Origin of the sequence: Hellea balneolensis DSM 19091 (assembly GCF_000428525.1) — a bacterium.
Taxonomy (GTDB): domain Bacteria; phylum Pseudomonadota; class Alphaproteobacteria; order Caulobacterales; family Maricaulaceae; genus Hellea; species Hellea balneolensis.
This window is the reverse complement of the sequence record NZ_AUAC01000003.1, coordinates 465638-492603: the sequence shown is the minus strand read 5'-3', so window position 1 is coordinate 492603 and position 26966 is coordinate 465638. Positions and strand designations below refer to the sequence as shown.

General features: G+C 49.7%; 35 protein-coding genes. 14 read left to right on the top strand and 21 right to left on the bottom strand.

Annotated features, from left to right (window positions below):
* The 5 genes from F569_RS0108505 to F569_RS17220 all read left to right on the top strand — a co-directional run bounded on the left by F569_RS0108505 (position 1) and on the right by F569_RS17220 (position 2604).
* Positions 1-252: a hypothetical protein gene (locus F569_RS0108505; protein WP_026941852.1), complete on the top strand. Its 252-nt coding sequence runs from the start codon at positions 1-3 to the stop codon at positions 250-252.
* On the top strand, positions 233-1624 hold the full coding sequence (gene fumC / locus F569_RS0108500; protein ID WP_026941851.1) for a class II fumarate hydratase: 1392 nt from the start codon (positions 233-235) through the stop codon (positions 1622-1624). Before F569_RS0108505 ends, fumC begins: the two co-directional genes overlap by 20 nt.
* A complete protein-coding gene (locus F569_RS0108495) occupies positions 1624-1818 on the top strand; it encodes a DUF4169 family protein (RefSeq protein ID WP_026941850.1) in 195 nt (64 codons plus the stop codon). Before fumC ends, F569_RS0108495 begins: the two co-directional genes overlap by 1 nt.
* Positions 1811-2035: a ribbon-helix-helix domain-containing protein gene (locus F569_RS0108490; RefSeq protein ID WP_026941849.1), complete on the top strand. Its 225-nt coding sequence runs from the start codon at positions 1811-1813 to the stop codon at positions 2033-2035. Before F569_RS0108495 ends, F569_RS0108490 begins: the two co-directional genes overlap by 8 nt.
* 131 nt (positions 2036-2166) lie before the next feature.
* Entirely contained in the window at positions 2167-2604 is a 438-nt protein-coding gene (locus tag F569_RS17220; protein ID WP_084168959.1) for an acyl-CoA thioesterase, read from the top strand.
* Between the two features lie 4 nt (positions 2605-2608).
* On the opposite strand, the gene F569_RS0108480 is transcribed toward F569_RS17220, so the two are convergent.
* Positions 2609-2860, bottom strand: a complete 252-nt coding sequence (locus F569_RS0108480; RefSeq protein ID WP_026941848.1) for a hypothetical protein — start codon at positions 2858-2860, stop codon at positions 2609-2611.
* 98 nt (positions 2861-2958) lie between these two features.
* Between F569_RS0108480 and F569_RS0108475 the strand changes: the two genes are divergently transcribed.
* The 3 genes from F569_RS0108475 to F569_RS17215 are packed head-to-tail and all read left to right on the top strand — an operon-like array spanning position 2959 to position 7546.
* Positions 2959-5310: an ATP-dependent helicase gene (locus tag F569_RS0108475; RefSeq protein ID WP_026941847.1), complete on the top strand. Its 2352-nt coding sequence runs from the start codon at positions 2959-2961 to the stop codon at positions 5308-5310.
* On the top strand, positions 5310-6674 hold the full coding sequence (locus tag F569_RS0108470) for a hypothetical protein (protein ID WP_026941846.1): 1365 nt from the start codon (positions 5310-5312) through the stop codon (positions 6672-6674). Before F569_RS0108475 ends, F569_RS0108470 begins: the two co-directional genes overlap by 1 nt.
* Positions 6674-7546 carry a 50S ribosomal protein L11 methyltransferase gene (locus F569_RS17215; protein ID WP_051279602.1) on the top strand — a complete coding sequence of 291 codons (873 nt, stop codon included), beginning with the start codon at positions 6674-6676 and terminating at the stop codon, positions 7544-7546. The genes F569_RS0108470 and F569_RS17215 overlap by 1 nt, the downstream gene beginning before the upstream one ends.
* A gap of 109 nt (positions 7547-7655) precedes the next feature.
* Here the strand turns inward: F569_RS17215 and F569_RS19550 are convergent, their stop codons facing one another.
* A complete protein-coding gene (locus F569_RS19550) occupies positions 7656-7814 on the bottom strand; it encodes a hypothetical protein (protein ID WP_154813690.1) in 159 nt (52 codons plus the stop codon).
* A 129-nt stretch (positions 7815-7943) separates the two neighbouring features.
* Complete coding sequence (locus F569_RS19545) at positions 7944-8120, bottom strand: hypothetical protein (RefSeq protein ID WP_154813689.1); 177 nt, start codon at positions 8118-8120, stop codon at positions 7944-7946.
* Positions 8121-8267: 147 nt separating this feature from the next.
* Between F569_RS19545 and F569_RS0108450 the strand changes: the two genes are divergently transcribed.
* Entirely contained in the window at positions 8268-10079 is a 1812-nt protein-coding gene (locus F569_RS0108450) for an aminopeptidase P family protein (RefSeq protein WP_026941845.1), read from the top strand.
* 189 nt (positions 10080-10268) lie between these two features.
* Here F569_RS0108450 and F569_RS0108445 read toward each other — a convergent pair whose 3' ends face one another.
* Positions 10269-11186: an SDR family NAD(P)-dependent oxidoreductase gene (locus F569_RS0108445; protein WP_026941844.1), complete on the bottom strand. Its 918-nt coding sequence runs from the start codon at positions 11184-11186 to the stop codon at positions 10269-10271.
* 127 nt (positions 11187-11313) lie between these two features.
* A complete protein-coding gene (locus F569_RS0108440) occupies positions 11314-12492 on the bottom strand; it encodes an acetyl-CoA C-acyltransferase (RefSeq protein WP_026941843.1) in 1179 nt (392 codons plus the stop codon).
* A 114-nt stretch (positions 12493-12606) separates the two neighbouring features.
* On the opposite strand from F569_RS0108440, the gene F569_RS0108435 reads away from it, so the two are divergent.
* A complete protein-coding gene (locus F569_RS0108435; RefSeq protein ID WP_026941842.1) occupies positions 12607-13455 on the top strand; it encodes an alpha/beta hydrolase fold domain-containing protein in 849 nt (282 codons plus the stop codon).
* Here F569_RS0108435 and moaC read toward each other — a convergent pair.
* The 6 genes from moaC to F569_RS0108405 are packed head-to-tail and all read right to left on the bottom strand — an operon-like array spanning position 13452 to position 16601.
* On the bottom strand, positions 13452-13925 hold the full coding sequence (moaC, locus tag F569_RS0108430; RefSeq protein WP_026941841.1) for a cyclic pyranopterin monophosphate synthase MoaC: 474 nt from the start codon (positions 13923-13925) through the stop codon (positions 13452-13454). The genes F569_RS0108435 and moaC overlap by 4 nt on opposite strands.
* Positions 13926-14456, bottom strand: a complete 531-nt coding sequence (gene moaB, locus F569_RS0108425; RefSeq protein WP_026941840.1) for a molybdenum cofactor biosynthesis protein B — start codon at positions 14454-14456, stop codon at positions 13926-13928.
* Between the two features lie 4 nt (positions 14457-14460).
* Positions 14461-14910, bottom strand: a complete 450-nt coding sequence (locus F569_RS0108420; RefSeq protein ID WP_026941839.1) for a molybdenum cofactor biosynthesis protein MoaE — start codon at positions 14908-14910, stop codon at positions 14461-14463.
* Between the two features lies 1 nt (position 14911).
* The gene (locus F569_RS0108415; RefSeq protein WP_026941838.1) at positions 14912-15157 is read right to left on the bottom strand and encodes a MoaD/ThiS family protein; all 246 of its coding nucleotides are present in this window, start codon (positions 15155-15157) and stop codon (positions 14912-14914) included.
* Positions 15154-15732: a nucleotidyltransferase family protein gene (locus F569_RS18940; protein ID WP_051279600.1), complete on the bottom strand. Its 579-nt coding sequence runs from the start codon at positions 15730-15732 to the stop codon at positions 15154-15156. The genes F569_RS0108415 and F569_RS18940 overlap by 4 nt, the downstream gene beginning before the upstream one ends.
* Complete coding sequence (locus F569_RS0108405; RefSeq protein ID WP_034388067.1) at positions 15729-16601, bottom strand: XdhC family protein; 873 nt, start codon at positions 16599-16601, stop codon at positions 15729-15731. The genes F569_RS18940 and F569_RS0108405 overlap by 4 nt, the downstream gene beginning before the upstream one ends.
* Positions 16602-16642: 41 nt before the next feature.
* On the opposite strand from F569_RS0108405, the gene F569_RS0108400 reads away from it, so the two are divergent.
* Positions 16643-17842, top strand: coding sequence for a molybdopterin molybdotransferase MoeA (locus tag F569_RS0108400; protein WP_026941836.1), 1200 nt, complete (start codon positions 16643-16645; stop codon positions 17840-17842).
* Here F569_RS0108400 and F569_RS0108395 read toward each other — a convergent pair.
* On the bottom strand, positions 17839-18618 hold the full coding sequence (locus F569_RS0108395; RefSeq protein ID WP_026941835.1) for a PhzF family phenazine biosynthesis protein: 780 nt from the start codon (positions 18616-18618) through the stop codon (positions 17839-17841). The two genes, F569_RS0108400 and F569_RS0108395, sit on opposite strands and share 4 nt — an antisense overlap.
* 42 nt (positions 18619-18660) lie before the next feature.
* On the opposite strand from F569_RS0108395, the gene F569_RS0108390 reads away from it, so the two are divergent.
* Positions 18661-18915 carry a TfoX/Sxy family DNA transformation protein gene (locus tag F569_RS0108390; RefSeq protein WP_026941834.1) on the top strand — a complete coding sequence of 85 codons (255 nt, stop codon included), beginning with the start codon at positions 18661-18663 and terminating at the stop codon, positions 18913-18915.
* Here F569_RS0108390 and F569_RS17205 read toward each other — a convergent pair.
* The 6 genes from F569_RS17205 to F569_RS0108360 all read right to left on the bottom strand — a co-directional run bounded on the left by F569_RS17205 (position 18912) and on the right by F569_RS0108360 (position 23637).
* Positions 18912-19790: an alpha/beta hydrolase gene (locus F569_RS17205; protein WP_162143758.1), complete on the bottom strand. Its 879-nt coding sequence runs from the start codon at positions 19788-19790 to the stop codon at positions 18912-18914. The two genes, F569_RS0108390 and F569_RS17205, sit on opposite strands and share 4 nt — an antisense overlap.
* Before the next feature lie 31 nt (positions 19791-19821).
* Positions 19822-20991 (bottom strand): methyltransferase domain-containing protein, encoded by a 1170-nt coding sequence (locus F569_RS0108380; protein ID WP_026941833.1) that lies wholly within the window; start codon positions 20989-20991, stop codon positions 19822-19824.
* 152 nt (positions 20992-21143) lie between these two features.
* Positions 21144-21353, bottom strand: coding sequence for a cold-shock protein (locus tag F569_RS0108375; protein WP_026941832.1), 210 nt, complete (start codon positions 21351-21353; stop codon positions 21144-21146).
* A gap of 200 nt (positions 21354-21553) precedes the next feature.
* Positions 21554-22678 carry a PA0069 family radical SAM protein gene (locus F569_RS0108370; RefSeq protein WP_026941831.1) on the bottom strand — a complete coding sequence of 375 codons (1125 nt, stop codon included), beginning with the start codon at positions 22676-22678 and terminating at the stop codon, positions 21554-21556.
* 111 nt (positions 22679-22789) lie between these two features.
* Entirely contained in the window at positions 22790-23224 is a 435-nt protein-coding gene (locus F569_RS0108365; protein ID WP_026941830.1) for a BLUF domain-containing protein, read from the bottom strand.
* Between the two features lie 110 nt (positions 23225-23334).
* The gene (locus tag F569_RS0108360) at positions 23335-23637 is read right to left on the bottom strand and encodes a DUF1330 domain-containing protein (protein WP_026941829.1); all 303 of its coding nucleotides are present in this window, start codon (positions 23635-23637) and stop codon (positions 23335-23337) included.
* Between the two features lie 80 nt (positions 23638-23717).
* Here F569_RS0108360 and F569_RS17200 point away from each other — a divergent pair, with 80 nt between their 5' ends.
* Entirely contained in the window at positions 23718-24266 is a 549-nt protein-coding gene (locus F569_RS17200; RefSeq protein WP_034388064.1) for a hypothetical protein, read from the top strand.
* On the opposite strand, the gene F569_RS0108350 is transcribed toward F569_RS17200, so the two are convergent.
* Both F569_RS0108350 and F569_RS0108345 read right to left on the bottom strand, forming a co-directional pair.
* Positions 24259-24675 carry an MAPEG family protein gene (locus tag F569_RS0108350; protein ID WP_026941828.1) on the bottom strand — a complete coding sequence of 139 codons (417 nt, stop codon included), beginning with the start codon at positions 24673-24675 and terminating at the stop codon, positions 24259-24261. The two genes, F569_RS17200 and F569_RS0108350, sit on opposite strands and share 8 nt — an antisense overlap.
* A gap of 54 nt (positions 24676-24729) precedes the next feature.
* The gene (locus F569_RS0108345) at positions 24730-25251 is read right to left on the bottom strand and encodes a hypothetical protein (RefSeq protein WP_233353624.1); all 522 of its coding nucleotides are present in this window, start codon (positions 25249-25251) and stop codon (positions 24730-24732) included.
* 135 nt (positions 25252-25386) lie between these two features.
* Here F569_RS0108345 and F569_RS0108340 point away from each other — a divergent pair, with 135 nt between their 5' ends.
* Positions 25387-26397, top strand: coding sequence for an LLM class flavin-dependent oxidoreductase (locus F569_RS0108340; RefSeq protein ID WP_026941826.1), 1011 nt, complete (start codon positions 25387-25389; stop codon positions 26395-26397).
* On the opposite strand, the gene F569_RS0108335 is transcribed toward F569_RS0108340, so the two are convergent.
* Positions 26394-26819: a BLUF domain-containing protein gene (locus F569_RS0108335; protein ID WP_026941825.1), complete on the bottom strand. Its 426-nt coding sequence runs from the start codon at positions 26817-26819 to the stop codon at positions 26394-26396. The genes F569_RS0108340 and F569_RS0108335 overlap by 4 nt on opposite strands.
* Positions 26820-26966: the final 147 nt, after the last annotated feature.

Genomic DNA, 26966 nt, shown 5'->3' with positions numbered 1-26966 from the left:
ATGACTGTTTGGTATCGCCAATCAACAAAAACAGGCTTCAACCTCGTGCCTGTAGGTATGAAGGGCTCAGCTATTTTTAGCTTTAACTTACTCACCTTTATTATCCCGATCTTCGTGTTATTCGGCCTGTGGCCTCAGCAGACTCTCACGCGACCTATTGCAATATTGGTTTTCATAAGCTCAATATTGTTCTTCATCTTTAGCCTAAAATACAAAGCGGATTACTCGCCTTATGACCAAGACCAGAACTGAATCCGATAGCTTCGGCAAACTTAAAGTCCCTGCGGATAAATATTATGGCGCGCAGACCGCCCGCTCGCTCATTAACTTCCCTATAGGGATTGAAACAATGTCGCCTGCCATTATCCGCGCGCTAGGTATCATTAAGCGCTCTGCGGCTCTTGCTAATAAAAAGGCTAAGAACCTCGACGCTAAAACTTGTAAAGCCATTGTTGCGGCGGCCAGTGAAGTGGCGGAAGGCAAACTCAATGACAACTTCCCGCTCTCTGTCTGGCAGACAGGGTCGGGCACACAGTCCAATATGAATACAAATGAGGTTATCTCCAACCGCGCGATTGAGATTATGGGCGGCGTGATTGGATCTAAGGATCCGGTTCACCCCAATGACCACGTTAATCGCAGCCAGTCTTCAAATGACACTTTCCCTACCGCCATGCACATTGCAGCGGCTGAGGAAATTCATCACTCCCTCCTCCCGGCCCTGCAATATCTTCGTAATGCGCTGAATGATAAAGCGGGCACGTTTAAAAAGATCATCAAGATTGGCCGCACCCATACACAAGACGCCACGCCCATTACTTTGGGACAGGAGTTTTCAGGCTATGTCGCGCAACTGGATAATGGGATTAAGCGTGTCGAGCGTGGTCTTAAGGAACTCTACCCCCTCGCCCAAGGCGGCACAGCGGTCGGCACGGGGCTGAACGCCAAACCTGGTTTCGCAAAAAGCTTTGCCGAGGAGGTCGCAAGTTACACCAAGCTGCCTTTCAAGACTGCACCCAATAAATTTGAAGCCCTTGCCGCCCATGATGCCTATGTCTCCGCCCATGGCGCACTGAATAGTGTGGCGGCCTCGCTCTTTAAAATCGCGAATGATATTCGCTTTCTTGGCTCGGGCCCGCGCTCCGGCCTGGGTGAAATTTCCTTACCCGCTAATGAGCCTGGCTCCTCTATCATGCCCGGCAAAGTCAACCCAACACAATGCGAAGCGCTGACCATGGTTTGCACGCAGGTGATGGGGAATAATACCACAATGAGCCTGGCCGGGAGCCAAGGTCATTTTGAGCTCAACGTCTATAAGCCTGTCATGGCCTATAATATGATGCAGTCTATTCAATTGCTGACCGATAGTTGTATGGCTTTCGCAGATAAATGCGTCGTAGGTATCACGGCCAATGAAGACCGTATCGCTGATTTACTGGGACGCTCGCTAATGCTCGTCACCGCCCTCGCCCCGACCATTGGTTATGATAACGCAACGAAGGTCGCCAAGACGGCGCATAAAAATGGTACAACCTTGCGCGAAGAGGCGGTCAAGCTAGGTTTCGTCACAGAGAAAGAATTTGATAAAGTCGTACGGCCTGAACTAATGATCAAGCCGCGCTAATGCCCGACAACGTCGTAAACTTTAACAAGGTTCGAAAATCCAAAGCGCGGCATCAGAAAGTGCTGCGCGCAGCAGAGAATCGCGTGAAATTTGGTATGAAAAAGTCTGAGAAAGACAAAGCCAAAGCTCTGACGGAAAAGCTACAAAATCACTTGGATGGGCATAAGCGCGATAACCCTAAGACTGATGATTAAGCGCTCTCTTTCCATTCATGGTCATCGAACATCTCTGGCTCTAGAGGCTGAATTCTGGGCTATTATCGACTCCGCCGTAAGTGTTAGCGGTAAATCCTTTGCCCGTTTCATTCAGGATTTAGACGATCTGCGAACAGAAAATCGGACGCAGCAGAACCTTGCCTCCTATTTACGCGTCTGGGTATTGAAGCGTTTGCAAGCCCAAAACGCCATGTAAGTTTCAGCAAAACGTCATAAAAATTGCACAAAAACAGAGCAAAGCCTGTCTAGCAAACAGAGGCACGGCTTTTTTATCCATGTCTTAAGCTCAAAACATGCAATTAATCTGTTGCAACTTGGATGAAGGTCATGCCTTTTAAATATCGCACAAGAAAACTTATAAAGCCCGAAGACCTGAACTGCCGCGGCGCTCTTTTTGGAGGGCGGTTGCTCAGTTGGATTGACGAGGAATGCGGTATATATTGCGCATGCCAAATGAAGCACACCCACATCATTACCAAATATATGAGCGAGATGAGCTTTATCTCTGCGGCTTCAAATGGTGAAGTTTTAGAAATCGGCGTGGAGACAGCCAAAATAGGACGCACTTACCTGTCTGTGAGGTGCCATGTTCGCACAATGCATAACAAGCGCGATATCATAAAAATAGAAACCGTAACTTTTGTGGCGTTAAATGCGCAGGGCAAACCAACACGTCATGGTCTTTCACATCATGCCGGAAAAGACCCCGAGACCATCGCCACGAAAGCCCAAGGTGATCTCACTCACCTATCCGTGGCAGTGTGATACGCTAAGCAACAGGCTCAGGCGGTATTTCGCAGCCCATACCTTTTTGAGCATTCTCTTCGCCCCGTTTGAAAAAAGCATCAATATCAATGGTGTCATTGGCTTCATCTTGACTGTCTGCCTTTTGCGATTTTTCGTCAGTCTTCTCGGGAGGGCGTTCAGATTTCGGACTAGTCTCTTTTGGCCCGGAGCTTTGAGCCTTCGCCGTAAAAGACAGCCCGAATAAGAAGATAGAGATCAGTAAAATTATACGCATATATATACTTAGCACAAATACGGGGCGAAATTAAGACTCCCTGCGCTTTTTTAACAGCGCCCATAGCCAAAGCACAATGTTGTCCTTATGTTCTGACCATGTCTCTACCCGATTCTAAAAAAGATACGTTCCAGCCTGTGCCTCCGCGCCCTGCTCCGACACTATCTGCGCAAGCCATGCCCGTGCGCGAGGTTCAAGGCGGCAATTATCTGGACGGGTTAAACCCCGAACAGCGCGAAGCCGTAATGACCACAGAAGGGCCTGTCCTAGTTTTAGCGGGTGCTGGCACCGGAAAGACACGGGTGCTAACTTGCCGCCTCGCGCATATTCTTCAAAACCGCATGGCTTTCCCGTCGCAAATCCTTTCGGTAACATTTACCAATAAGGCAGCGCGGGAAATGCGTCACCGCGTTGGTGATTTGATTGGAGACGCGGTTGAAGGGTTGCCTTGGCTCGGGACTTTTCATTCTATCGCCGCGAAAATCTTGCGTATCCATGCTGAACTTGTGGGACTTAAATCCAGCTTTACAATTCTGGATACAGACGATCAAATTCGATTGCTCAAGCAAGTTATTAAAGCTGAAAATATTGATGAGAAACGCTGGACCGCACGATATATGGCGGGCCTAATTGACAGTTGGAAAAACAAAGGCTGGACGCCTGATAAAATTACCTCGAATGAAGCTTTTAAATTTGCAGATGGTAAGGGGCAGAAAATCTACGAGATTTATCAAGCCCGCTTGAAAGTTCTCAATGCCTGTGATTTCGGCGATTTGCTTTTGCATAATCTGACCCTCTTTATGGAAAATGACGATATCCTGAAACGCTATCATGCCAAGTTTAAATATATGTTGGTGGACGAATATCAGGACACCAATGTCTGCCAGTATTTATGGCTGCGCCTACTCGCGCAGGAGTCTCATAATATTTGTGTTGTAGGCGATGATGATCAGTCCATTTACGGATGGCGCGGCGCAGAAGTCGATAATATCTTGCGCTTTGAAAAAGACTTTCCTGGCGCTAAAGTGGTTAAGCTGGAGCGCAATTACCGCTCAACGGAACATATACTTGGCGCGGCGTCAGGCCTGATTGCAGCTAACCAAGGGCGGCTCGGAAAGACACTTTGGACCGAAGATGCAGGCGGGCATAAAGTCACCGTCACAGGTGTTTGGGACGCCCCCGCAGAAGCCCGACTCATTTCAGATGAAATTGAGAGCTGGCGGCATAAGAACCGAAAATATAATGACGTTGCCATCCTTGTACGCGCGTCACGCCAAATGCGCAGCTTTGAAGAACGCTTTATACAGCTGGGTCTGCCCTACCGTGTTATTGGGGGCCCGCGATTCTTCGAGCGCCAAGAAATTCGCGATGCTCACGCTTATGTCAGGGTCTTGAAATCAGATACAGATGACTTGGCTTTTGAACGCATCGTGAATGTGCCCAAACGCGGCATTGGCGCAACCACAGTACAGAAGTTACAAACCGCTGCTCGCACGATGAATGTTAGCCTGGAAACTGCCACACGCGAGCTTACTAAGACAGATGAAATCCGCGGCAAAGCCCGTACAGCTCTGCGCGCCTTTATTCTGGATGTTGATCGATGGCGGCGCGAAGCGGTCACGCTAAAGCACACCGAAATCACAGAGCGCATTCTGGACGAATCCGGTTACACGCAAATGTGGCGCGAAAATAAAGATGCCAAATCAACGGGACGCCTTGAAAACCTTAAAGAGCTTATTCAAGCGATGAGCGAATTTGATACGCTGGATGCGTATCTGGAACATGTCAGCCTTGTGATGGATGTGGAGAGTGGGCCACAGGAAGATGGAATTTCCCTGATGACATTACACTCGGCAAAGGGGCTTGAATTCCCACTTGTCTTTCTGCCCGGCTGGGAAGAAGGCATGTTCCCAAGCCAAAAGTCGATGGACGAGTCGGGCATGGCTGGACTCGAAGAGGAACGCCGCCTCGCCTATGTCGGCATTACCCGCGCCCGTGAACAGGCCAAGATCTATTTCGCCGCCAACCGTCAGGTTTACGGGTCTTGGCAATCTTCCCTGCCCTCAAGATTTATTGACGAGCTTCCGCCTCATCACGTCGAAGCCGGGTCTGAGACAGGTTATTATGACAGCAATAAAATTGCAGGCGAGTTGGGCGAGCGCTTTGCCGAAACATTTGAGTCAGCCCGAAGCAATTACAACTCTCCCGGCTGGCAACGTTATAAGGCTAATAGCGGCAAGAACTTTGGCCGCGCTCCCAAAGATATAGAAGGCCATGCCGTAAAGCGCCCCGCCAAAGGCAAAGCGTCAAATTATGCTATAGGCGAGCGTATCTTTCATCAAAAATTCGGCTATGGCACAATTACAGCGGCTGACGGAACGAAGCTAACAGTTGCTTTTGAGAAGGCAGGCGAGAAAAAAGTGTTAGACGGTTTTGTGGAGCGAACGTGATGTGGCGTTTATTCATATTAGGGTGGGCCGCGATGTGGCTAACAGGCTGTGTCACATCCGGTAAGGTGCCTTTAAAGGTGCATCATATAAATTCTTTGGCGTCCGAAGACGGTAATGATGGAAGCTTTAAAGGCCTTGAATATTTGGCCGACCCTATTCCCGGAAAGCTGAAAAACCGCGTTAATATTATCTATCTTCACGGCATTGGCTGGACGGAGGACCGCACTAAAGGACAGCTTGCAGAAGACTTTTTGGGCGGTATTGCGGCGGCTTATAATTTGGACGAGTCCGATGGTTTAATTACAACCTTATGCGGAGAAGCGCCTTATTATGATACCGGAACACCAACACCGCATATTTATGTTAAAGGCGACCAACCCACATTTTTTGAAACCTCCCTTCCAGGATCAAAGCTTAGGCTTGATGAACTTGTCTGTATGGACAAACAAACTCTGGATATCGATGATAATCTTGAATTTGTGCTCTACCGTGTTTTTTGGGACAATATTTTTTGGGATAACATTCAATTTGCCCATGTCGGGCAAGATGACAATCGCGGTGCCTCCCAGGATATTGCGGGATTGCGCCGCAAATATAATGGCATCCTCAAAGATGATCTGGTTAATTACGGTTTTAGCGATGCCGTCATGTATTTAGGTCCTGCCGGAGAAGAAATCCGAAAAGCTATTCGCGGCGCTATGTGCAGCGCGGCCCTAGATGCTGCTGGGAAAAGCTTTGAAAGCCAAGGCAAGAACGTCAGCTATAACAGCATTTGCAGCAGAGCTAATTTTGCGAATTTGGACACCAACCAATTTGCTTTCGTTACAGAGAGCCTCGGCAGTAAGATTACCTTTGATGTTATGCAAGATGCGCTTTCTGACGGGATCGAGACAGTACATGACGACATGATACGCGGCAGCGAGACTTATATGCTGGCCAATCAAATCGCACTACTATCACTTAGTACGCTCAGCTCTGAGGCTGGCGAGCCTATCGCGAGAATAAAGCCAGCTAACCGGCCCAAAATTGTCGCCATGTCAGAGCTGAATGATTTTCTCAGCTATGAACTCGTTCCCTTTTATGAACAGCTGTGGAAGCGCACCATCAGGCCACAGCAAAACAATATGGATTATCTAGATGCAAATATAAGGCAAAAAATCACCGAAGATATAGGCTTTGAAATGATCGATATGCGGCTGGAATTTGCGGATAAAATCGTTCCTATGTTAGGCGGTTTTGTAGATCCCAAAGACGCTCATAGCGGCCATGCAGGAGAGAAAGAGCTTATGCTTTATCTTCTTTGCGGCGCTGTAGACGGCCAACTTAACGACAAAGAGTGCCTCGCCACAGAAATGCAGGATTGATGATAGACCACCCCCCATTTGCGCTTTTCATCCGCGGCAGTAAAGTTGACGCCTTTGCCGTCTCTGATCAACTTGGATTTGAGACGGGTATGGAGGCCCTCGCGGTCTCACTATTTGAAGACGGCCCGGAGACGATGCATGTGCAAGCGTTGTTTGAAACGCAGGCTCAAGCAGAAGCTTGCCTTGACGGATTGAAATTCCCCTCTGATATGGAGAGCTTTATAACACAGCTACCGGATGAAGACTGGATTAGCAAAAGCCAAGCTGGATTGCCCCCTGTAAAAGCGGGGCGGTTCTGGCTTTACGGGACACATGATGCGGATAATATCCCTTCAAACGTCCCCTTCCCCATTGAAATCAATGCTGGGCTAGCTTTTGGCACAGGGCATCACGGCACAACAAAAGGCTGCTTGCTGATTTTTGATAAATTACTCGAAAGCGGCTTTAAACCGAAACGCGTTTTAGATTTAGGCTGCGGTGCGGGCGTTTTAGCTATCGCGGCGGCCAAAGCTTTACAACAAGACATCTTAGCAACCGATATTGACCAAGACGCCGTTGACGTAACGCTTCAAAATGCTCTTGCAAATAATGTCAGCGAATTTGTTAAAAGCTACCAAGCTGATGGTTTTGACAGCCCAGAGCTAAAGGGCCAACGCTTTGATTTGATATTTGCAAATATTCTCGCAAAGCCCCTCATGGGATTAGCGCCTGATATTGCACACGCACTTGCGCCGGACGGAAAAGTTATCCTCTCTGGTATCCTCAACGAGCAAGCAGAGATGGTTTCAGACGCATTCACAAAAAAAGGGCTGGAGGTTTCACCTCAGCCCTCTCTATCAGGATGGACGAGTTTACTTGGCCAGAAGCCTTAAACTGTCCTTTGTCCGCGCTTCGCGCCGCTCGTTTAAATTTATATTTAGCGGTTCAAAAGAACGACCTAACTATGTCGTTTTTTGAGACGTCTAAATCAATTCAAACTTACTAAATTGCGCGGTTGGCGCGGCGGTCACGGCGTGCATTGCGACGACCGATAAGGTTCATCGTAGCTTGCTCACGGCGAGCCTGTGCACCTTCAAACGTTGGACGGAATGTCCGTGTTTCGACGGTTGTGAACTCTGTTCCGTTAAATTGCGTAGTCATTTTCAGCTCCAAATTTTGCGGCAAATTCCGCTTTCTTTCTTGGAGCCTATTTGGAGATATTAAAGGTTAATTTCTACGCCCAAGAGGGCCGATAGAGCTATGCATAAATGCATAGAATGTCATATTTCCTTAACCATTCTCAATCGTTTTATGTGTCTTTTTGTAGAAGCTAGACTCAGCAGGATATTCAAAATCAGCTATGTCTTCTGCGGGTTTGATGGGAGTGAAGTTATTTATTTTGAGCTTTCGCCCTGAAATATTATTTTTCTGATATCTAAAAATTGTTCCGAAGAATTTCTGCGCCATGTCATTCTCTCTGTTAAGGTTTACCCCTCCCCATCTGCTCTTATAGCAGATTTTTCTCTCATTTATAAGTCAGCTCTGGAGATTTTCTGTGACCGCCATTACAAAGGCCTAAAGATATAAGGACACGACATGCGCCAAGACTTTGACATGATACAAAATTTTGAGGTCCAAGGCGGACCTGAATATGGACGAAGAAACCTTCCCAAGCTCCGCAAGGCGCTTAAAGCCCAAGGCTTAGATGGCTTTTTGGTTCCGCATGAAGATGAATATCAAAACGAATATCTGCCAGACTGCAATGAGCGTCTAATGTGGGTAAGCGGTTTTACGGGCTCTGCGGGGGCCGCTATTGTGATGACAGATAAGGCCGCCATGTTTGTTGATGGCCGCTATACATTACAAGTCGGCGCGCAGGTGGATAATGTACTCTTCACCTATGAAAAATTGGAAGCGGGCGGCGTCGCGTCATGGCTTCGCAAAAATACTCAAAAGGGACAAATCATAGGGTATGATCCACGCCTACATAGCCCCGCGGCTTTGGATAGCTTTAAAAAATCAGTGGCGCTTAGCGGGGCAACCTTAAAAGCCTTAAGCACAAACCCCATTGATGAGGCATGGACAGATCGCCCAGCCGCACCGACCGCCAAGATTACCGTACAGCCCTTGGAACTTGCCGGAGAAAGCCATAGCGACAAACGTGCGCGTATCGGCAAAGCGCTGAAACAGCAAAATGCGGATGCGGCACTCATTACCTCTCCCGCGTCTATCGCATGGCTGCTCAATATTCGCGGGGGTGACGTTATGTGCACGCCCCTGCCGCTCTCAACAGTTATCGTGAAAGCGGACGGTCAAGTTGATCTCTTTGTGAAGCCTGAAAAGCTCACCGATGAGCTTCGCAGCCACCTTGGTAATGATGTTGCCATACGTTCTGAGGAGGATATATCGGCTGCTATTACAGAACTTAAAGACCACTCCGTTATTGCTGATCCTTCTGTCAGTTCAGCATTTTATTTCGAAGCTTTGAAAAAGGCGGGCGCAAAGATCATAAAAGCCCAAGATCCTGTTGCCCTGCCCAAGGCCTGTAAAAACAACGCAGAAATTGCGGGCACGACAGAGGCACATAATCGTGATGCTGTGCCGCTTATCAAATTTCTGCACTGGCTCGATACAGAGGCCCAATCCGGAAAGATGGACGAAATAGAGGCCGCTGGGCAGCTTGAGCATTTCCGCCATGAAACCGGACAGCTCAAAGACCTAAGTTTTGAGAGTATTTCAGGGGCAGGCTCTAACGGCGCGATTGTCCATTACCGCGTTAGTAAAGCGACAACCAAGAAACTCGCTAAAGGTTCGCTCTTCTTGATTGATAGCGGCGCACAATATCAGGACGGCACAACGGATGTAACGCGGACTGTGCCCATCGGAACGCCCGATGCCGAAATGCGCGAGCGTTTTACCCTCGTCTTAAAAGGCCACATCGCCCTCGCGACGGTGCGCTTCCCCGAAGGCACAACAGGCAGCAATCTCGACGTCCTTGCCCGCCACGCGCTTTGGCAGCACGGCCTTGATTATGATCACGGCACTGGCCACGGCGTTGGCGTTTATCTCGGCGTACATGAAGGCCCGCAGCGTATCAGCAAAATGCCAAATAAGGTCGCGCTGAAGCCGGGCATGATTGTGTCCAACGAGCCTGGCTATTACAAAACCGACGGCTACGGCATTCGGATTGAGAACCTTCAATATGTCAAAGAGCCAGCCGCTATACACGGCGGGGAGCGCAAGATGCTCGGCTTTGCGAATTTAACACTCGCGCCGCTACATAAGGATTTGATTGAGGTGAAATTATTGAGCCCAACCGAACGTGCTTACATCGATAATTATCACGCTGATGTTTGGGCGAAGATTGGTGGTCAAGTTGAGGGTAAGGTTAAGTCTTGGCTGGAAGAGGCTTGTGAACCTCTCTAGTCAAGCAGGCTGTTTAATCTTTCCTCATTGCAAGACTTGTTCTTGCAACCCATCACCCAAAGTTGAGGTTTAGTGAGGTATTAGAGGAATTTGAATAAGCCAAGACTTATAACCTTACCAACTCTGCGGGAACAGTAGGAGATGGGTAACAAGAACAAGTCTTGTGATGAGGAGATAGGAGCATTGCCCCTACACCATAAATTCACCCTTCTGTATCCGCGTGAGGAATTTCGTGCCTTGCTGGCCGCCATTTGTGAATTCTTCGGCCCCCTCCATAGAGCGGATTTGGTCAATGAATTTGGCGACATTTTCGGGTGTTTGGTCGCCTTCGGCGAGATTGATACCTTGTGTTTCAACAACCTTGGTTTCCGAATAGCCGCCAGCCCCCGCACATAAAATCATACGGTTGGGCGCGTCGTCGCATACGAGGTAAACTAGACCCGCAGAAACAGACTCTACAGTTAGCTTTTCCAGAATATCTTCGGGCATCAAGTTCTCTGTCATACGGCTGCGCGCTGTGGGTGAAAGCGTATTAATGCGGATATCATATTTCGCGCCTTCGAGGCACAGCGTACGCATAAAGCCAGAAAGACCCGCTTTCGCCGCGCCGTAATTTGTCTGACCAAAATTACCATACATGCCTGAGCTGGACGTCGTCATAACGATACGGCCATAGCCGCGCTCTTTCATGTGGTTCCAGACGGCTTTGGTACAAGTTGCAGAGCCGCGCAGGTGAACCGCCACGACAAGATCCCAATCCGCGAGAGTCATTTTAGAAAAAGACTTATCGCGCAAGATACCCGCATTATTGACGAGGATATCGATGTGACCCCATTTGGCGATTGCTTCATCGACCATGGCTTGGACTTCATCTTCCTTCGTGACATTCGCGCCATTAGCAATGGCTTCGCCGCCCGCCGCAATGATTTCAGCCACGACGTTTTCGGCCATGGTTGATCCGCCGCCTGTGCCGTCGACAGACCCGCCAAGGTCATTAACAACGACTTTCACGCCGCGCGCGGCCAATGCCAAAGCATGGGAACGTCCCAAACCGCCACCCGCACCTGTCACGATGGCAACGCGGTCTTTAAATTCTACTGTGCTCATGTTCTTTTCCTAATTCACCGCGTGCCTTAGCTTGCGGCTAAAACTAATAAATTTTGTGGCGGCTCACTTGCGCTCGCCGCGCTTCGCTAAAATCGATTATCAATCGATTTTTCCGCGTTGCGGAACGCTACGCGACCTCAAAAAGTCCCGCTGCGCCCATGCCGCCGCCGACGCACATTGTGCTGACGACATATTTCGCGCCGCGACGTTTGCCTTCGATAAGGGCGTGAGCGACCATGCGGGCACCTGACATGCCGTAAGGGTGACCAATAGAAATTGCGCCGCCATTAACATTTAGGTTTTCATTCGGAATGCCAAGCTTGTCGCGGCAATAAATAACTTGAACAGCGAAGGCTTCATTGAGCTCCCACAGACCAATATCATCCATTTTGAGGCCATTTTTCTCAAGCAGCTTTGGAATCGCATAGACAGGGCCAATGCCCATTTCGTCAGGGGCAAGACCCGCAACCGCCATACCGCGATAAATACCAAGCGGGTTTAAACCGCGCTTAGACGCCTCTTTCGCTTCCATAAGCACTGAAGCCGACGCGCCATCAGAAAGCTGCGAGGCGTTACCTGCGGTGATGAAATTACCTGGGCCACGCACGGCTTTTAGACCTGCAAGACCTTCAAGGGTTGTTCCCGGGCGGTTGCCTTCGTCCTTTTCAAGTGTCACTTCTTGGGTGGATATTTCGCCTGTTTCTTTATTTTTAACACCCATAACCGAAGTCATAGGGACGATTTCATCATCAAATTTACCGGCTTCTTGCGCCGCATGTGTGCGCTGTTGGCTTTGCAGCGCATATTCGTCTTGCGCTTCGCGAGACACATTATAACGCTTGGCAACCGTTTCAGCCGTGTCGATCATTTGCATATAAGCCGTTGGGTGCATTTTATAAAGCTCTGGATCGGCTTCGACGCGCATCTCGGCCGTTTGAACTTTGGAGATAGAGTCCAATCCACCGCCAATGGCGACATCCATGCCGTCCACAAGGATTTGTTTAGCCGCCATACCAATGGCCATCATGCCCGATGAACATTGACGGTCGATGGTCATAGCAGAGACGCTGTCTGGCAGACCTGCACGTAGCGTCGCCATACGCGCAACATTTGAGGACTGCGTGCCTTGCTGTAGCGCAGAACCCATGATGACATCTTCAACTTCACCACCTTCAAGACCCGCACGCTCAACAGCGTGCTTAAGCACATGTCCGGCCATAGTCGGAGAATAGGTATTGTTAAAGGCACCCCGATAAGCCCGGCCAATGGGGGTACGGGCAGTTGAGACGATAACGGCTTCGCGCATGATAAGCTCCTATATGCAATTTGTTGCATAGCTATGCGCCTAACGCTTAAAAAGCAAGGTTCGAGGGCAAGAAATATAGAATTTACACAGAAGGCGCAGACGTTATGGTAAGACATGGCTGTTTCCCTCTCCCACCGTTTCTTTGTTCTACTGTTACGCCTAACGGGGGGCCGTAAAATTCTGGGCAAACAATTTGCTAAAGGTCGTTCTGCAACAGCTGCGCCTAAGCCAAAAGGCATGAGCGCTTATAATATTAGTGAATCAGAGTTTAAGGGGCAGCCCGTTTGGACTTATGCGGGTGATGATACATTGATATATTATCTGCATGGCGGCGGATTCATTTTAGGGTTTTCCCCGCTTTATTTCTCCATGATGGGCGGGATTGCGACTGCAGCCAAAGCGACCTTGGTCGCGCCCGATTATCCCTTGCCACCAGACGCAACCGCTATGGAAACGCATGGATGGATGCGGGCCCATTTTATGGAAACTGTTGAGGCGCTGAAGCCAAAGCGCGTCATTATCATGGGCGATTCTGCCGGGGGAAATCTCGCCATTGGCCTTGCGGATTGGCTGATAACTAACGGTCATAAGGCTCCCGATAAGCTTATTTTGCTTGCGCCATGGGTAGATCTCGAAATGGAGGGCCCCGACGCAGAGCTTAGTTCGGGCGAGCAATTACTGGTTCACGCCGATTTGAGGGCAGCCGGAAAACGCTATGCCGGGGAGCTAGGCGTGAAAGACCCATTGATCAGCCCGATATTTGCGAAAGCTTTAGCGCTGCCGGAAACACATATCTTTACCGGAGACCAAGACCCTCTGCACCCGGATATCATTCGATTCGCGGCCAAATACCCCAAAGCCCAAATTGATCTGGCTGAAAACCTACCGCATGTTTACATGCTAATGCCTACAAAAGAAGCTAAAGGCGCATTTCAGCGCATTGCTGCAGCGATAAACGGCTAACGCGTCCAATCGCCGGATTTCCCGCCTGTTTTCTCTGTCAGCATCACCTCGCCTATGACCATATGCTTATCCGCCGCTTTCAGCATGTCGTAAATTGTCAGGCAGGCCACCGAGACAGCTGTCAAAGCTTCCATCTCGACACCAGTTTGTCCGCTTATTTTCGTTTCGGCTGAAACTGTAAGACCCGGCAGGATCTCATCTACTTCAATGCGCACATTGACCTTTGAAAGCGGAAGCGGGTGGCAAAGAGGTATAAGGTCAGATGTCCTCTTTGCCCCCATAATCCCCGCGAGTTCAGCCACAGAAAACACATCGCCCTTTTTATTAACGCCCTTTTGCACCAATGCGAGCGTCGCCGCAGCCATTTTGACTTGCCCAACGGCCACAGCTTTACGCGTGGTTACGGCTTTCTCAGACACATCCACCATGGCCGCACGGCCTGTTTCGTCAAAATGAGTGAGTTTAGACATTTACATTTCCCCAAATCGCGGCATGAGGTCAATCATATTACACGGACGATGGCGACTATCGAGCTGCGCCGCTATCACCTTATCCCAGCCGTCTTTCACCGCGCCATTTGAGCCCGGCAGGCAGAAAATAATGGTGCCTTGGGCTAATCCTGCGCAAGCCCGCGATTGCAGTGTTGAAAGGCCAATCGTCTTAAAACTTTCCTGATGAAAGACGACAGAGAACCCATCTATGACCTTATCGAAAAGCGGCGTGACGGCTTCCACAGTAATATCGCGCCCCGTCAGCCCTGTCCCGCCCGTGGAGATAATGACATCAATGTCAGGGTCATCCATCCATTTCTTTAGTTGCGCCTGAACGCCCTCAATCGTATCGCGGACAATTTCGCGGCCAAGCACTTTGTGACCGGCCTCTTCGATACGGGCCTGCAAAATATCCCCAGACGTATCATTCTCACGCGTGCGTGTATCCGATACTGTCAGCACAGCAGCGGTCACAGGTTTAAATTCTAAGCTTTCATCAATGCCAGCCATGGCCCTAGCTCCATCTGTTTTTGTCTGTGATATCCTGCGCACGCGGTTCAATCCAGCGCTCATTACCATCCACCTTTTCAGACTTCCAAAAAGCGGCTTCGGATTTGAGGAAATCCATCAAGAAATCTGCGGCTTCAAAAGCATCGCGCCGATGGCGGCTCGCCGTGGCGACAAACACAATTGGCTCTTCGGCTGTCATCGCGCCGACGCGGTGCAGTATGCGCCATCCGACGAGCGGCCATCTGGCTTGGGCCTGCCGCGCAATCTCTGAAATTTGGCTTTCCGTGAAGCCAGGATAATGGGACAGGGTGAGTGTGAGGCCCTTGCCCTCGCCGCGCACTAATCCTGTAAAGGCCACGATAGCGCCCGCCCCACCAACGGCTTCGCGAAAGGCTTTATGCTCTGCCTCGGGGTCGAATGAAGTATCGCAGATTCTAAGGTAGCTTGCCGTCATTTTAACCGCCGCTCAAGGGTGACATATAAGCGATTTCATCCCCGTCGTTTAAGGGAGTATTTTCACTAATAATCGTCTTGTTCACAGCAATACGATTTCCGGCTTTATTTAGCTCTGCCTCAAGAGTCCGGTTTTGTTTTGAGAGCCAAGCCGTAAGAGCATCTGTGTCGCTCACATCCTTTGGCTTATCGATGCGCAGTGTATCGCTCGCATCTCCCAATCGTCCAAAAAAAAGTATCTCTATCATGAGAGCTCCGCCAAAGTTTCAGGCGTATCAATATCGCGCGAGGCAGTCTCTGACAAAGGATGTTTAGAGACATTACCAGATTTAAACAGAGCCTTGGCGCCGCTCTTTGATTCAATGCTCATGAGTTCAGTTAGCGCGTGTTTTTGGAAAATTGCGGGCGGCATAAGCGTGTTATTACAATGACTTATAACCCTATCTTTACGCATGGGACTCTTTAAAAGCGCTGATATATCTTCGCTTCTAATAAATGGCATATCCCCTAACATCACGCACATCGCGGAGTAACCTTTAGCCTGAATTGTAGTAGCTGCCAGTTTTAATGAGCCGCCTTGCCCTGCTTCGGGGTTTTCATTTTCTATCAAAGAGAAGCCTTGAGAGCTAAACAACTCTCGTCGCTTTACGGAACGTTTCGGAATGACAGCAAAACGCTTCGCAAAAGCGACAGGCTCAGCGGCATCAATAGCATGTTGAACCAAGGGCTTACCCCTAAAATTTGCCATCAACTTATCCTCATCCCCAAAGCGTTTGGAAAGCCCGCTAGCAAGAATAATCAGAGCACAATTTTCAGGGGTCATAGCCGCCCGCTTTCTTGGGCTGTTTTGACGACTTCTGCGAGGGTTGAAAGGGCGAGTAAGTTAGCATCGCGCATGAACGGAATAAGACCAATCGGTGCTTTTATTCGCCCAATATTATCCGCGGTAAGTCCAGCATTTTTTAAAGCCATAATCCGTAGTTCATGCGTGCGGATGCTCCCCATCGCGCCGATGTAAAACGCATCTCCGGCTAACGCTTGGCTAAGCAAGGCGGTCTCCCAATCATGGTCATGGAACATCAGAATCACAGCGCTCCAAGCGTCATCATTATGGCGGGGCGGCGCTGCAGGATTAGTCAGGTGATCAAACTTCACAACCTGCAAATCATTATGCATATCCGCTTCGGGAGATTGAAGATGTACGTCAAAACCTGACTGCAAGGCTTGAGATGATAAGGCTCTGACCGCCTCGCCCCTACCCGCTATACGCAAGCGTAATTTCGGCGCATACTCCCACGTAAAATCTTCAAAGGTAAGCTTGGCGGATTGCCGTGTCGCAAATTTCAATGTGGCCTCGCCCAACATGTCTTGATCTGGATGAGGCACCACCAAGAGATCGATCGTGCCCCCACAGGGTAGCTGAATATCTTTAAAAGGAGACCCTTCGCCATATTTCAAACTTCGAACCTGTCCATCTTTGAGCGCGGATTTCGTTTGATAAATAATATCAGCATCAACACAACCATTGGAAATATAGCCCGCAACCTCGCCATCTTCGCGCACGGCCATCAAAGCTCCTTTGGCCCGCATCGCGCCGCCGCGAATATCGGTCACGCAGATAAGGGCGCAAGGCTGCTCGGCTTCGTGGGCAAAACTCAATATGTCCGCGGGATGATCAAAATGGGCCGTCATTGGGTCTTGGTAAAGCAGAAGCGCTCATATATCCATAGCGCATGATTTCTGTTATCAACGCCATTGATTTACTTCTTAAACATCAACCAAAGCGCCCTGTTATGTCTGTCTTATTGGCGGACTCCATGGGCGCTATATTGGCAGAGGATATTAACGCCAAAATCACACTACCGCCCCTCGCCGCATCTGCCATGGATGGATATGCCGTTAGGCTTAGTGATGCGCGCAAAGCCGGCGCAAGGTTAAAGGTGATCGGCCGATCCCCCGCAGGGCATCCTTTTCAAGGCCGTGTCAATTCAGGGCAAGCCGTGCGTATTTTCACAGGCGGAGCGGTACCTGAAGGGGCTGATCACATTGTTATTCAGGAAAATGCAAAGCGTGAAGGAGACACGCTCACAACACTTTTTGATAATGATGCGCCGCGCCATATTCGAAAGGCTGGGATAGATTTTAAGTTAGGCGACACCCTCATCACCAAAGGCACCCGCATTGGCCCTATGAATATAGCGATTGCGGCGGCAGCTAATTATGCCGATCTTCCCATCTATAAACGCCCTGTCATTGCTCTCATTGCCAATGGGGATGAGCTGAAAGCGCCTGGCAGTCACGTCTCGACCACAGATATCATAAGCTCTAACCCCGCAGGGCTTGGAGCGCTTATACGTCATTGGGGCGGAGAGGTCATGGATATGGGCATCGCCTCGGATAGTATTGAGGCCATTATAGCCCTCATATATAAAGCTAAAGACGCCGATATTATCGTCCCCGTCGGCGGCGCTTCGGTTGGAGATCACGACTATATGCGAGACGCCTTCAAGCAATGCGGCCTGACCTCTATTTTTGAGAAAGTTGCGGTGCGCCCTGGAAAGCCGACATGGTTCGGCACGATGGGTAAGCAAACAGTGCTAGGCTTACCAGGCAACCCTGCCTCGGCCACAGTTTGCGCACATCTGTTTTTAAAAACGCTTATGGGCGGAAATAAAGGCTTAAACTATGCCAGAGCCAAACTGAGTGGGCCTATAAATACGAATGGACCGCGCGAGACCTATATGCGAGCCTTTGCTAAGCTGTCTAAAACAGGACAATTAGAGGTCACGCCCTTCCCACGCCAAGACAGCTCACTCCTCACCCCGCTGACGAAGGCGAATGTGTTGATACGTTTGCCCAAAGGGGCCGGGCCTTGGGCAGCGGATGATGTGATTGACGTTCTGCCGCTCGGCACCGGGCCAGATTTATTCTAAAGCCCTGTAATCTCGGCTTTCATATAGGTCACGGCATGACCCGAGATGGTGAGGCGTTCCTTCCCAACTTCAAGCCATAAGATACCGCCGCGTTTTGAAGCTTGATATGCTTTCAGGGTCGTTTTCCCTAAACGCGCCGCCCAATACGGGCCAATCGCAGCATGAGCCGAGCCCGTAACTGGGTCTTCATCAATGCCTTCTGCAGGAACAAAGAAGCGGGACACACAATCATACTCGCCCTCACCTTTCGCGGTGATGCCTACGCCATGATCAGAAAGCGGAATGATTTTTGACATATCAGGCTCTATCGCCGCAACCTCGTCTGTATTTTCGAAAACGAGATAGAGATTATTGCCTGCCGTAAAAGCGGTCTCTATCGGCACAGGAAACGCCGCTCGCATTTGCGCAGTTACATCCGTGGGCACAGCTCGGGAAATAGGCGCATCCAAGACATAGCGCTCGTCAATAATATCAACGCTAAGCCGCCCCACTTTGGTTTCAAACGCAAAAGGCGGAGTCAGGCCATATTCGCTCGCCATAACATGAGCAGTTGCGACCGTCGCATGACCGCAAAAATCAATTTCTACAGTCGGCGTGAACCAGCGCAATTTGAAGTGATCACCGCTCGGCACGACATAGGCCGTCTCTGAGAGGTTATTTTCCGTCGCAATTCTCTGCATCATATCGTCTGATAAAAAGGCCTCGAGTTTCATCACAGCGGCTGGATTGCCTTTAAATAGCGCATCCGCGAAAGCATCGACTTGATAGAATTGCATGGGATCGTCCTTTTCCGCTAAAGTCCCCTTGGAGAGGCATATATGAGCCGTAAGATATCTGAAATGAGAAATTTGGGTCCAGCCTGTCAAAAGTGGTTGGCAGCGGCAGACATTCATACGGAAAATCAGCTTAAAGCATTAGGCGCAGTAGAAGCTTATCACCGTGCCAATTTTTTTGCTCAGCAGCGTCCTCACTTGATGTTTCTTTATGCTTTGGAAGCTGCGATCTTAGACATAAATCTTACCACGTTAAGCGCCGAAGATCGCGCGAGATTGAAGCGCGCGGCTAAAACCTAACGGCAAAAACCGCCGCTCTTGGGAAGACCGTCAATGAACCTCATAATATCGGCCTTCAATGTCGCTTTCCCGTCAAAACGTCGAGAGAGAAATTGCACGGCTTCTATGTGGTTCATGCCTTCATAAGTCTTGACGACAGCCTTGCCGCCGCGCGCCTTGATTTTATCGGCAAGGGCTTGGGAATTTTGCGGATAGACGGTTGTATCGTCCACCCCATGACCGAACATAATCGGCGGCGATGGTGATGCCACATTATTCAGCGGCGCGTCAGAGCCAGTAAAACGGTCGGGAAAGATCGTAATGTAAGGCTCTGAGTCTAAAGGAATTATACCCGTTGGCCCTGAGAGGCTTATCGCCCCAGCAACGCGCGAACATAAGTCCAAATCCGCGCCCTTCGCATATTGCGGGTCGAGCATGACCATTAGCGTGTTATAAGCGCCAGCGGAATGCCCCATCACGACGAGCGGCCTGTCAGGATATTGTTGCGCCGCGAAGGCAACAGCCTTTGCGCTGTCTTCTATCATACCGGGATATTTGGTTTCTGGATATAGACGATAATTTGGGACAACCACGTCATAGCCATCTTTGGTAAAGCCCTCGGCTAAAAATTTATAGATGTCTTTGGAGCCTTCTGTCCAACTCCCGCCATGAATAAAGACAATAGCAGGTGCGTCAGCTTTGGGGCTTTCAGCTTTGTAAATATCCAGCGACTGACGCGCGAGCGGCCCGTAGCTTATATCCTCAGCCTTGGAAAAACTGCCCGATGGCGTTATTCCATTGAGCAAGGTTACGGGGGCACAGGCCGCGAAGCTCAGTGCCATGGTGGCCGCGAGGGCCACAACTTTCAAAGATGTTTTCATATAGGACATACGCATGAAGCCGCCTATAAGTTGCATCGCTTTAGACCTAGCAGCAGCTACTTTGTTGACTTGGGTCCGTGGTGAGCTTAGGCGCGCCCTTTTTCGTTTCTTGCGGATCACGACGTCTGACGCCGCAATCCTCTGCCGGCCACTCTATACGCTCTGTGACCGGTACGCTTGGCTCAACGGTATAAAACATATCTGTATAAGGTTCTTGCTGCATGAGGTTGAATGTCTTTTCACACACCGCAGAACGCTCTCCGCGTACAAAAACATGTCCATCATCATCTTTGACATGGCTCCAAGGCCCTTTGTAGATCAGCGCTTGGTTCTTCTCCAGACACTCACCTTGCTTGCCTTTATAGGCGAGATAGGTCGCGCTGCGATATTCAATGCCCTCGACGATTTGCCACGGATCATCTTCGAATTTATCAATGGTGATGCCGTGGAAACCCGCATCCTCTAAAGCCTCCACGAAACCTGTTTCCGTCAGAGCGCCGGAGATACAGCCCGACCATAGGCGCGCATCTTTCTTAAGCTCTTCAGGGCTGTCTTCGTCTGAAATAATATCTGACACAGCGACGCGGCCTCCGACTTTCAACACGCGGAACATCTCAGCGAAGAGTTGTTTTTTCTTGGAATCGGAGACAAGATTGAGCACACAATTGGACACAATTACATCAACCGAATTATCCGGGATCATGGTCATTTCTGATTTCATCCGCAGAATTTCCGCTTCCATGCGCTCCATATCGCCGGCATTTTTGACCGGGTTCTTCGCGAGCCACTCATTCAAACTATCTAAATCAAGCTTTAGGTCTTCGATGTGGCCACGTTTAAATTCAACATTTGCATAGCCAACACGCTCCGCAATGATCGGTGCGTTAGAGCGTGCGAGATCAAGCATATCATCCGTCATATCAACACCAATAACTTTGCCCTCAGGGCCAACGATTTGTGAGGCGATAAAGCAAATTTTGCCACCGCCTGAGCCGAGATCAAGAACCGTCTCGCCTTCACGAACATAACGCGACGGGTCACCGCATCCATAATCACGGTCGAGTACGTCCTGCGGGATAACCTTTAAATATTGCGGGTCATAATCAATCGGGCAACACAAAGCGGCTTCAACAGCATTCGCTCCCGCGCCGTAACGCTCTTGCACATCATCACGCACATCCGCATTGGTTGCATCCACACCCGTTAAATCATCCATGACTTAGCCTTCTATCTTCTGAGTTATTGCGTGTTGATATCAACTAAACCGCCACATGCAAATGACGGAATTGTGAAATTACAGCTTTGAGAGCGCATAAAAAAACCCTCACCCGCTTAGCGGATGAGGGTCTTATTTGTAAGACAGTTGCCTTAGGCCATTTTGACGTTGTCAACGGCTGTTTTGCCTGAGCGTTGGTCAATGGCGGTATCGAAAGAGACTTTGTCACCTTCGTTAAGTCCGTCAAGACCTGAGCGCTGAACAGCAGAGATGTGGACAAATACGTCCGTTCCGCCATCTTCAGGTTGGATAAAGCCGAAGCCTTTTGTTGTATTGAAGAACTTAACTGTTCCTGTTTTCATTTCGTCTGACATGGGTATTTCCTTTCACGTCATATAAGTTGCAAACCTCAGTATGGAGATTGCGGGCATTCGACTTGGAAGAAAAAACATTTGCCGTGCGATCGTTTGCGCGGTTAGTCAGCCGGATTGTCTGGCCATAATCGAGTAATGCTCATATGGGCGGGATGAAGGCTCATTGCAAGTGATGATTTTATGACGCTTCACGCAAAGAGCTCGCCCTGCCCCGTTATATGTGTCGGAATTCTGAACTGGCTACAATCCAAACTATGCCGCGAATGCGCGCTGCTCTCGCCTTGAATCAGCCCGTAACGGGTCTGAGCAAAGCGGTAACGTTTTGCGATAAGCTGTGCAAAGGGCGTGCGGATTTCGCCGCCTCTGGACCAGGCCGGATCATAATCCCGCCCACCATTCATAGACCGAATATGTTTCATAATTCGGCTTGCGCGGTTTGGCGTAAAAGCCTGCAGCCATTCTTGGAATAGCGGCGAGACCTCCTGAGGCAACCGCAAAATGGTATAAGCTGAATAGCTGGCCCCCAGATCAGCGGCGCGCCTCATAATGCTTTCCATCTCGCTGTCATTAAGGCCGGGTATCATCGGGCCCAACATAATCCCCGTACGAATACCCGCTTGGGCGAGCTTTTCCAGGGCTTCGAAGCGGCGCTCTGGCGTCGGGCAACGCGGCTCCATCGCCCGCGCCAACGCCCTGTCCTGAGTGGTTATGGATATCATAGCCCGACATAAATTGCGCTCTGCCATAGGCGCCAAAATATCAATGTCCCGAATAATAAGGTTGGACTTTGTCAAAAGCGATACAGGGTGATTAAAATCAGATAACACCCGCAATACACCGCGAATAATCCGCAATTCTTTCTCTATCGGTTGATAAGCATCCATATTTGTGCCGATGGCAATAGACTTTACCTTGTAGCGGGGATTGGACAACTCTTTGACCAGCATTTGCGGCGCGTCAGGTTTAGCAAAAAGGCGGGTTTCGAAATCCAGTCCCGGAGACAAACCATGATAAGCATGTGTGGGCCTTGCAAAACAATAAATGCAGCCATGCTCGCATCCCCGGTAAGGATTGATGGAACGGTCAAAACCCACATAGGGAGAGTTGACTCGATTGATAATGGTTTTGGGCCGCTCTATCGTAACGGTCGTGCGGCGTCCCTTTTTATCCGAGTCAGCCAAGCTGCCCCAGCCATCCTCAAATCGCTCGCGGCGGTCTGTCTCATAACGTCCGCTCTCATTACTGCGCGCGCCGCGTCCTTTCTCAAGACGGGGTTTGATATGCTTAAAGGGTATAAGATGCGGTTTTGCCATGTGATGTCCTAGAGACTATATTCCTAGGACTTTATTCCTGAATTAACAAGAACAAATAATGAACATATGTGTGGATAAATCGGCCTAAGACCTAGTTTTCGAGCCTTAAAGCTAAATAGCTTCGACTCCCAAAACGTCCTCTTTAAAAGCCTCAACCATAATCCGCAGGCGTGAGGACGGATGAGAGGGCAAGGCTTGCTCTAATGTTTCAGGTGTTAAGACACCAATAGCCGGGCCGTAATCATAGCGCTCTTTGGAATTTAGAAGAACGCGATAGTCAGAGAATTCTCGTTTTGGAATAGGCCGATCAACATGTAGTAAAATAGTTTCAACCAAGGGATCCACTGAAACAGCATGATAGTATTTTTTTACCAGCTCCGTCGGCCCCTCGGTCATTGCGAAGGCTGTAATATCATTTGCAAAAACACGTCCTGTCAGACCTAATTGCTGGCAGACTTGTATGCTTTGATAGGACATCTCATGAGACAGCTTAGGCGTCAGCTCTGCCGTGCAGGTAGAGGTATATATTAATTGTGATAAAGGCATTAAAAGTTATCTGTGTTGCGACCCGTATAAACGTTAACGCAGAATACACCCGTTTCGTTGTAACAGCGTTTAGATTTAGCCTTTACGAAATGTAAACAATGTCAGGCGGTTTAACCCGGAAAGCCTTCAAACCGTTTAAATTGCATGGCTGTAATCGTGGATGCCGCGTCGCGGTGCTTGGCGGCCTCTATGTAATCCGGCTGCGTAAAAAAATGTTTATAATGGTCGTGATCCCGAAATTCGAGCAAGACAACCTTATCGGTCTTCTGCCCAGGCGTAATCGGTTGCGGCGCTTCATCATTGGCTAAAACCTTAACCCCTTCGCGCATAAATATCGGCGTCGCGATCTCGACATATTTTGCATAACCCGAAGGGTCATGAATTTGAAATTGGGCCAAAACGAATACAGACATGAAACCTCCACAAGACTTGACCCCGTGGATAGAACAGCGATGATTAAGGCGCAAACTAATAGAGATTAACAGGCCAAACCATGACTATACGCAAAGTTTTCGCAACATGTTTCATATTATCGCTTACGGCTGCATGTTCCAACAAGGACATACAGTCCGCCGCGAAGGATAACACCCCAATTGAATATGCCAGCGCGACTATAGATCTCTCAACGCCCCAAGGCACGGCCTATGCCATGATGATAGCCATGTATCGCGGCGACACGGACATGGTGGATCGTATATTCCATGAGCATGGACGACTCAGCCGGGTCAAAGCAGATGGCAGCGTCGAGCCAGATGGCCTTGAGCGCTGGCGGGATTGGGTTGGCACCCTAGAGACAGGGCAAGCCTATGAAGAGATATTTGGATTACGCGCCGAGGAATATAGAAAGCTCGCAACCGTCTGGGCACCCTTTGTCATATCCTTTGACGGCAAGATTGTCGGCTGCGGCGTGAACCAGCTTTCCATGGCGAAAGATAATAGCGGGAATTGGCGCATTGTTTCAGGCATGGACACGCCGGCCCCAAGAGATAGCTGCGACACCTTTAAAACCGATTATCTTGCAGCGCAAAGCGAGTCTATATAAGCCGCGCCGCCATGCTGAGCGCCATAATAATAAGCATAAGCGCGCTCAGCACAAATAAGCCAAAACGCACCAACACATTATTCGTGGTGATCTGCACAAGGGAATGCACGATCCGAATAGCGACATAAGCCCAAGCGCAATAGAGCGCGAGCGGCGTGACTTTATCCATGAGAAATATCACGAACATTAGGGCGTAAAATATCGTCGGATTTTCATGTAAGTGGTTAAAATTATCTGCGGCCCAGCGCGCTGAGGCCGGCAGTTTATTACCCAAAGCCGGATCGTCGATAAAATCCTGTGTGCGTTTCGAAATCGCCGCCATAGCCGGAATGCGCCGCTTATACATAACCATCATCATGATAAGCGTCCATATGATCAGCGCGAGCGCCGGCGTTAGAAAATGTGACATCGTTTAATCCCCTTTTATTTGATTTTGGGCAAATAAAAAGGAATTAGCAAGAGCTTACCAGTCAGGCGCTTCAGACTCACAGGTCTTACCAAGGCAAACGCGCAATTTTTTAACGCTTTCAGGCTCTGCGCCAAAGGTCCAATAAGGGCATGGCGATATTTTTAGCAGTGAGGGTTGTCCGTCACGCGCCTCAACAAAAGCAATGATCTCCCGATCCCCTGACGGCACGCCCGAACACCACGGCCCAACACAGCTCGTCTCTATATCCACAGGAAAGCGCGTTAGATGGCTATCCCGGCGCGGATCCTGTGCCAAGGAATAGCCTTGAAAATAGCTTTGCGTGATCACAGGGGGCTTGGGTTTGAACTGATCTTCCGGCGATACATATCCACCATTAAACTCGGTCTTAGCCGGAGGGTTGAGCGGGACAAATTTCCCAACCAAAATATAATAGAGCTTTTCACTGGTTTTGGCCTCTTCCAAGGTCTTGACCAAATCAGGACGCATACAGCTCAGCGCAAATGCACTGTCCGAAAACATCATCACGCCGAGCACCGCCGCGCATAGGGGTCGCATTTTCATTTCATTGTTTCCAATAGACTTACGGACTGCTCCTAGCGCCATAGAGCTGAACATGGCCTGAAATCCGCTTTTGGACTGTATTCATATATGAACATTGATTTTAGCCGCGCCGCATAGCATCTTATGGATATGAGCATTCCCTTTTCTATCCTAGATCTTGCCCGCGTTACCGAAGGCAGCAATATTGCACAAAGCTTTAAAGATTGCGTGAGCACGGCGAGGTCCGCAGAACGCCTCGGCTATAACCGCGTCTGGTATGCCGAGCACCATAATATGGCGAGCGTCGCTAGCTCCGCGACCTCTGTCCTGATTGCGCATATCGCGGCGCAGACATCGAGCATCCGCCTCGGCGCTGGCGGCATTATGCTGCCCAATCATTCACCCCTAACTATTGCCGAGCAATTTGGCACACTCGCCACGCTGCACCCGGACCGTATCGACCTTGGATTGGGCCGCGCACCAGGCGGCGACCGCAATGTTATTCGAGCGCTTAGGAAAGACAGTACCCTCTCAGCCAATCAATTCCCGCAAGATGTCGTGGAGCTAATGCAACTGCTCGCCAACCGAGATGAAAACGCGCCGCTCCCTGTCCGCGCTATTCCCGGCGAAGGCACCGAAGTGCCCGTCTGGATTTTGGGCTCGTCCCTCTTTGGGGCACAGCTCGCCGCACATTTGGGATTACCTTATGCCTTTGCCTCCCACTTTGCGCCGCAGCACTTGTTCGACGCCGCAGATATTTACCGCCGCGATTTCAAGCCGTCCAAATATCTGGAGCGCCCCTATTTTATGATGGCGTGTAGCGTCTTTGCCGCCGATACTGAAACCGAAGCCCGGTTTCACTTCTCGAGCCTTGTCCAATCCTTTGTCGGTATGGTTACAAACAAGCGCGGCTTAGTCCCCGCCCCCGTTGAAGATTTAAAAGTGCCGCCGCAAATCGCGTCCCATGTCGAGAGTATGCTCGCCGCTAGCTGTGTCGGCACCCCCGACCAAGTCGCAACCCGGCTGTCGAGCTTCCAAGAGCAGCTACAACCCGATGAATATATCATCTCCATGCCGTTTTATGATCAGGCGGCGCGAGAGAAGAGCATGGAACTGACGATGGGCGTGCAGAGCAGAATTGCTTTACAGAAAGTCGCTTAGACTTCCAGCCCGTGATCGGCAAAGTTTGCTTCAATGAATAATCGCGTCTTAAGAGGTAAATTTTTGGGCAAGGCCTGTTCAAAATTGTCAGGCGTCAGGCGATAAACGCCCCTTATTGGAGTTTCATCGGGCTTATATGTCATCCAGACGGAATAATCGTCAAATTCATGCTCCTCTATGGCCTTTGTATTATGCACAATTAAGAGGTCAATGAGGGCATCGTCTCTGATCGCAGCCACATAGGCACTTACAATAGCCTCTGGACCTTCAAGAACATTTATCGCCATTTCCGGCACAACCAAAACACGGCCCGTTAAGCCTAATTCATCACAAGTCGCCACACTGTAAGAGGCAACGTTGACCTTATCCTCTAAGGTCACATGTGGGGCCGAAGTTGATGTGTATATCATTTGAGAAAGCATAAACTTACTCCTTCGTTCATATATAATAGAACAAAAACTTTAATGTACTCGAAAAGAGCGGAGTAAATTAAGCACTAACGCCTCGAGACTTAGGGCAATCAAGACTCCGTTTTGATTCAAAAGCCAGTTCTATTCGGTGAACCTTTA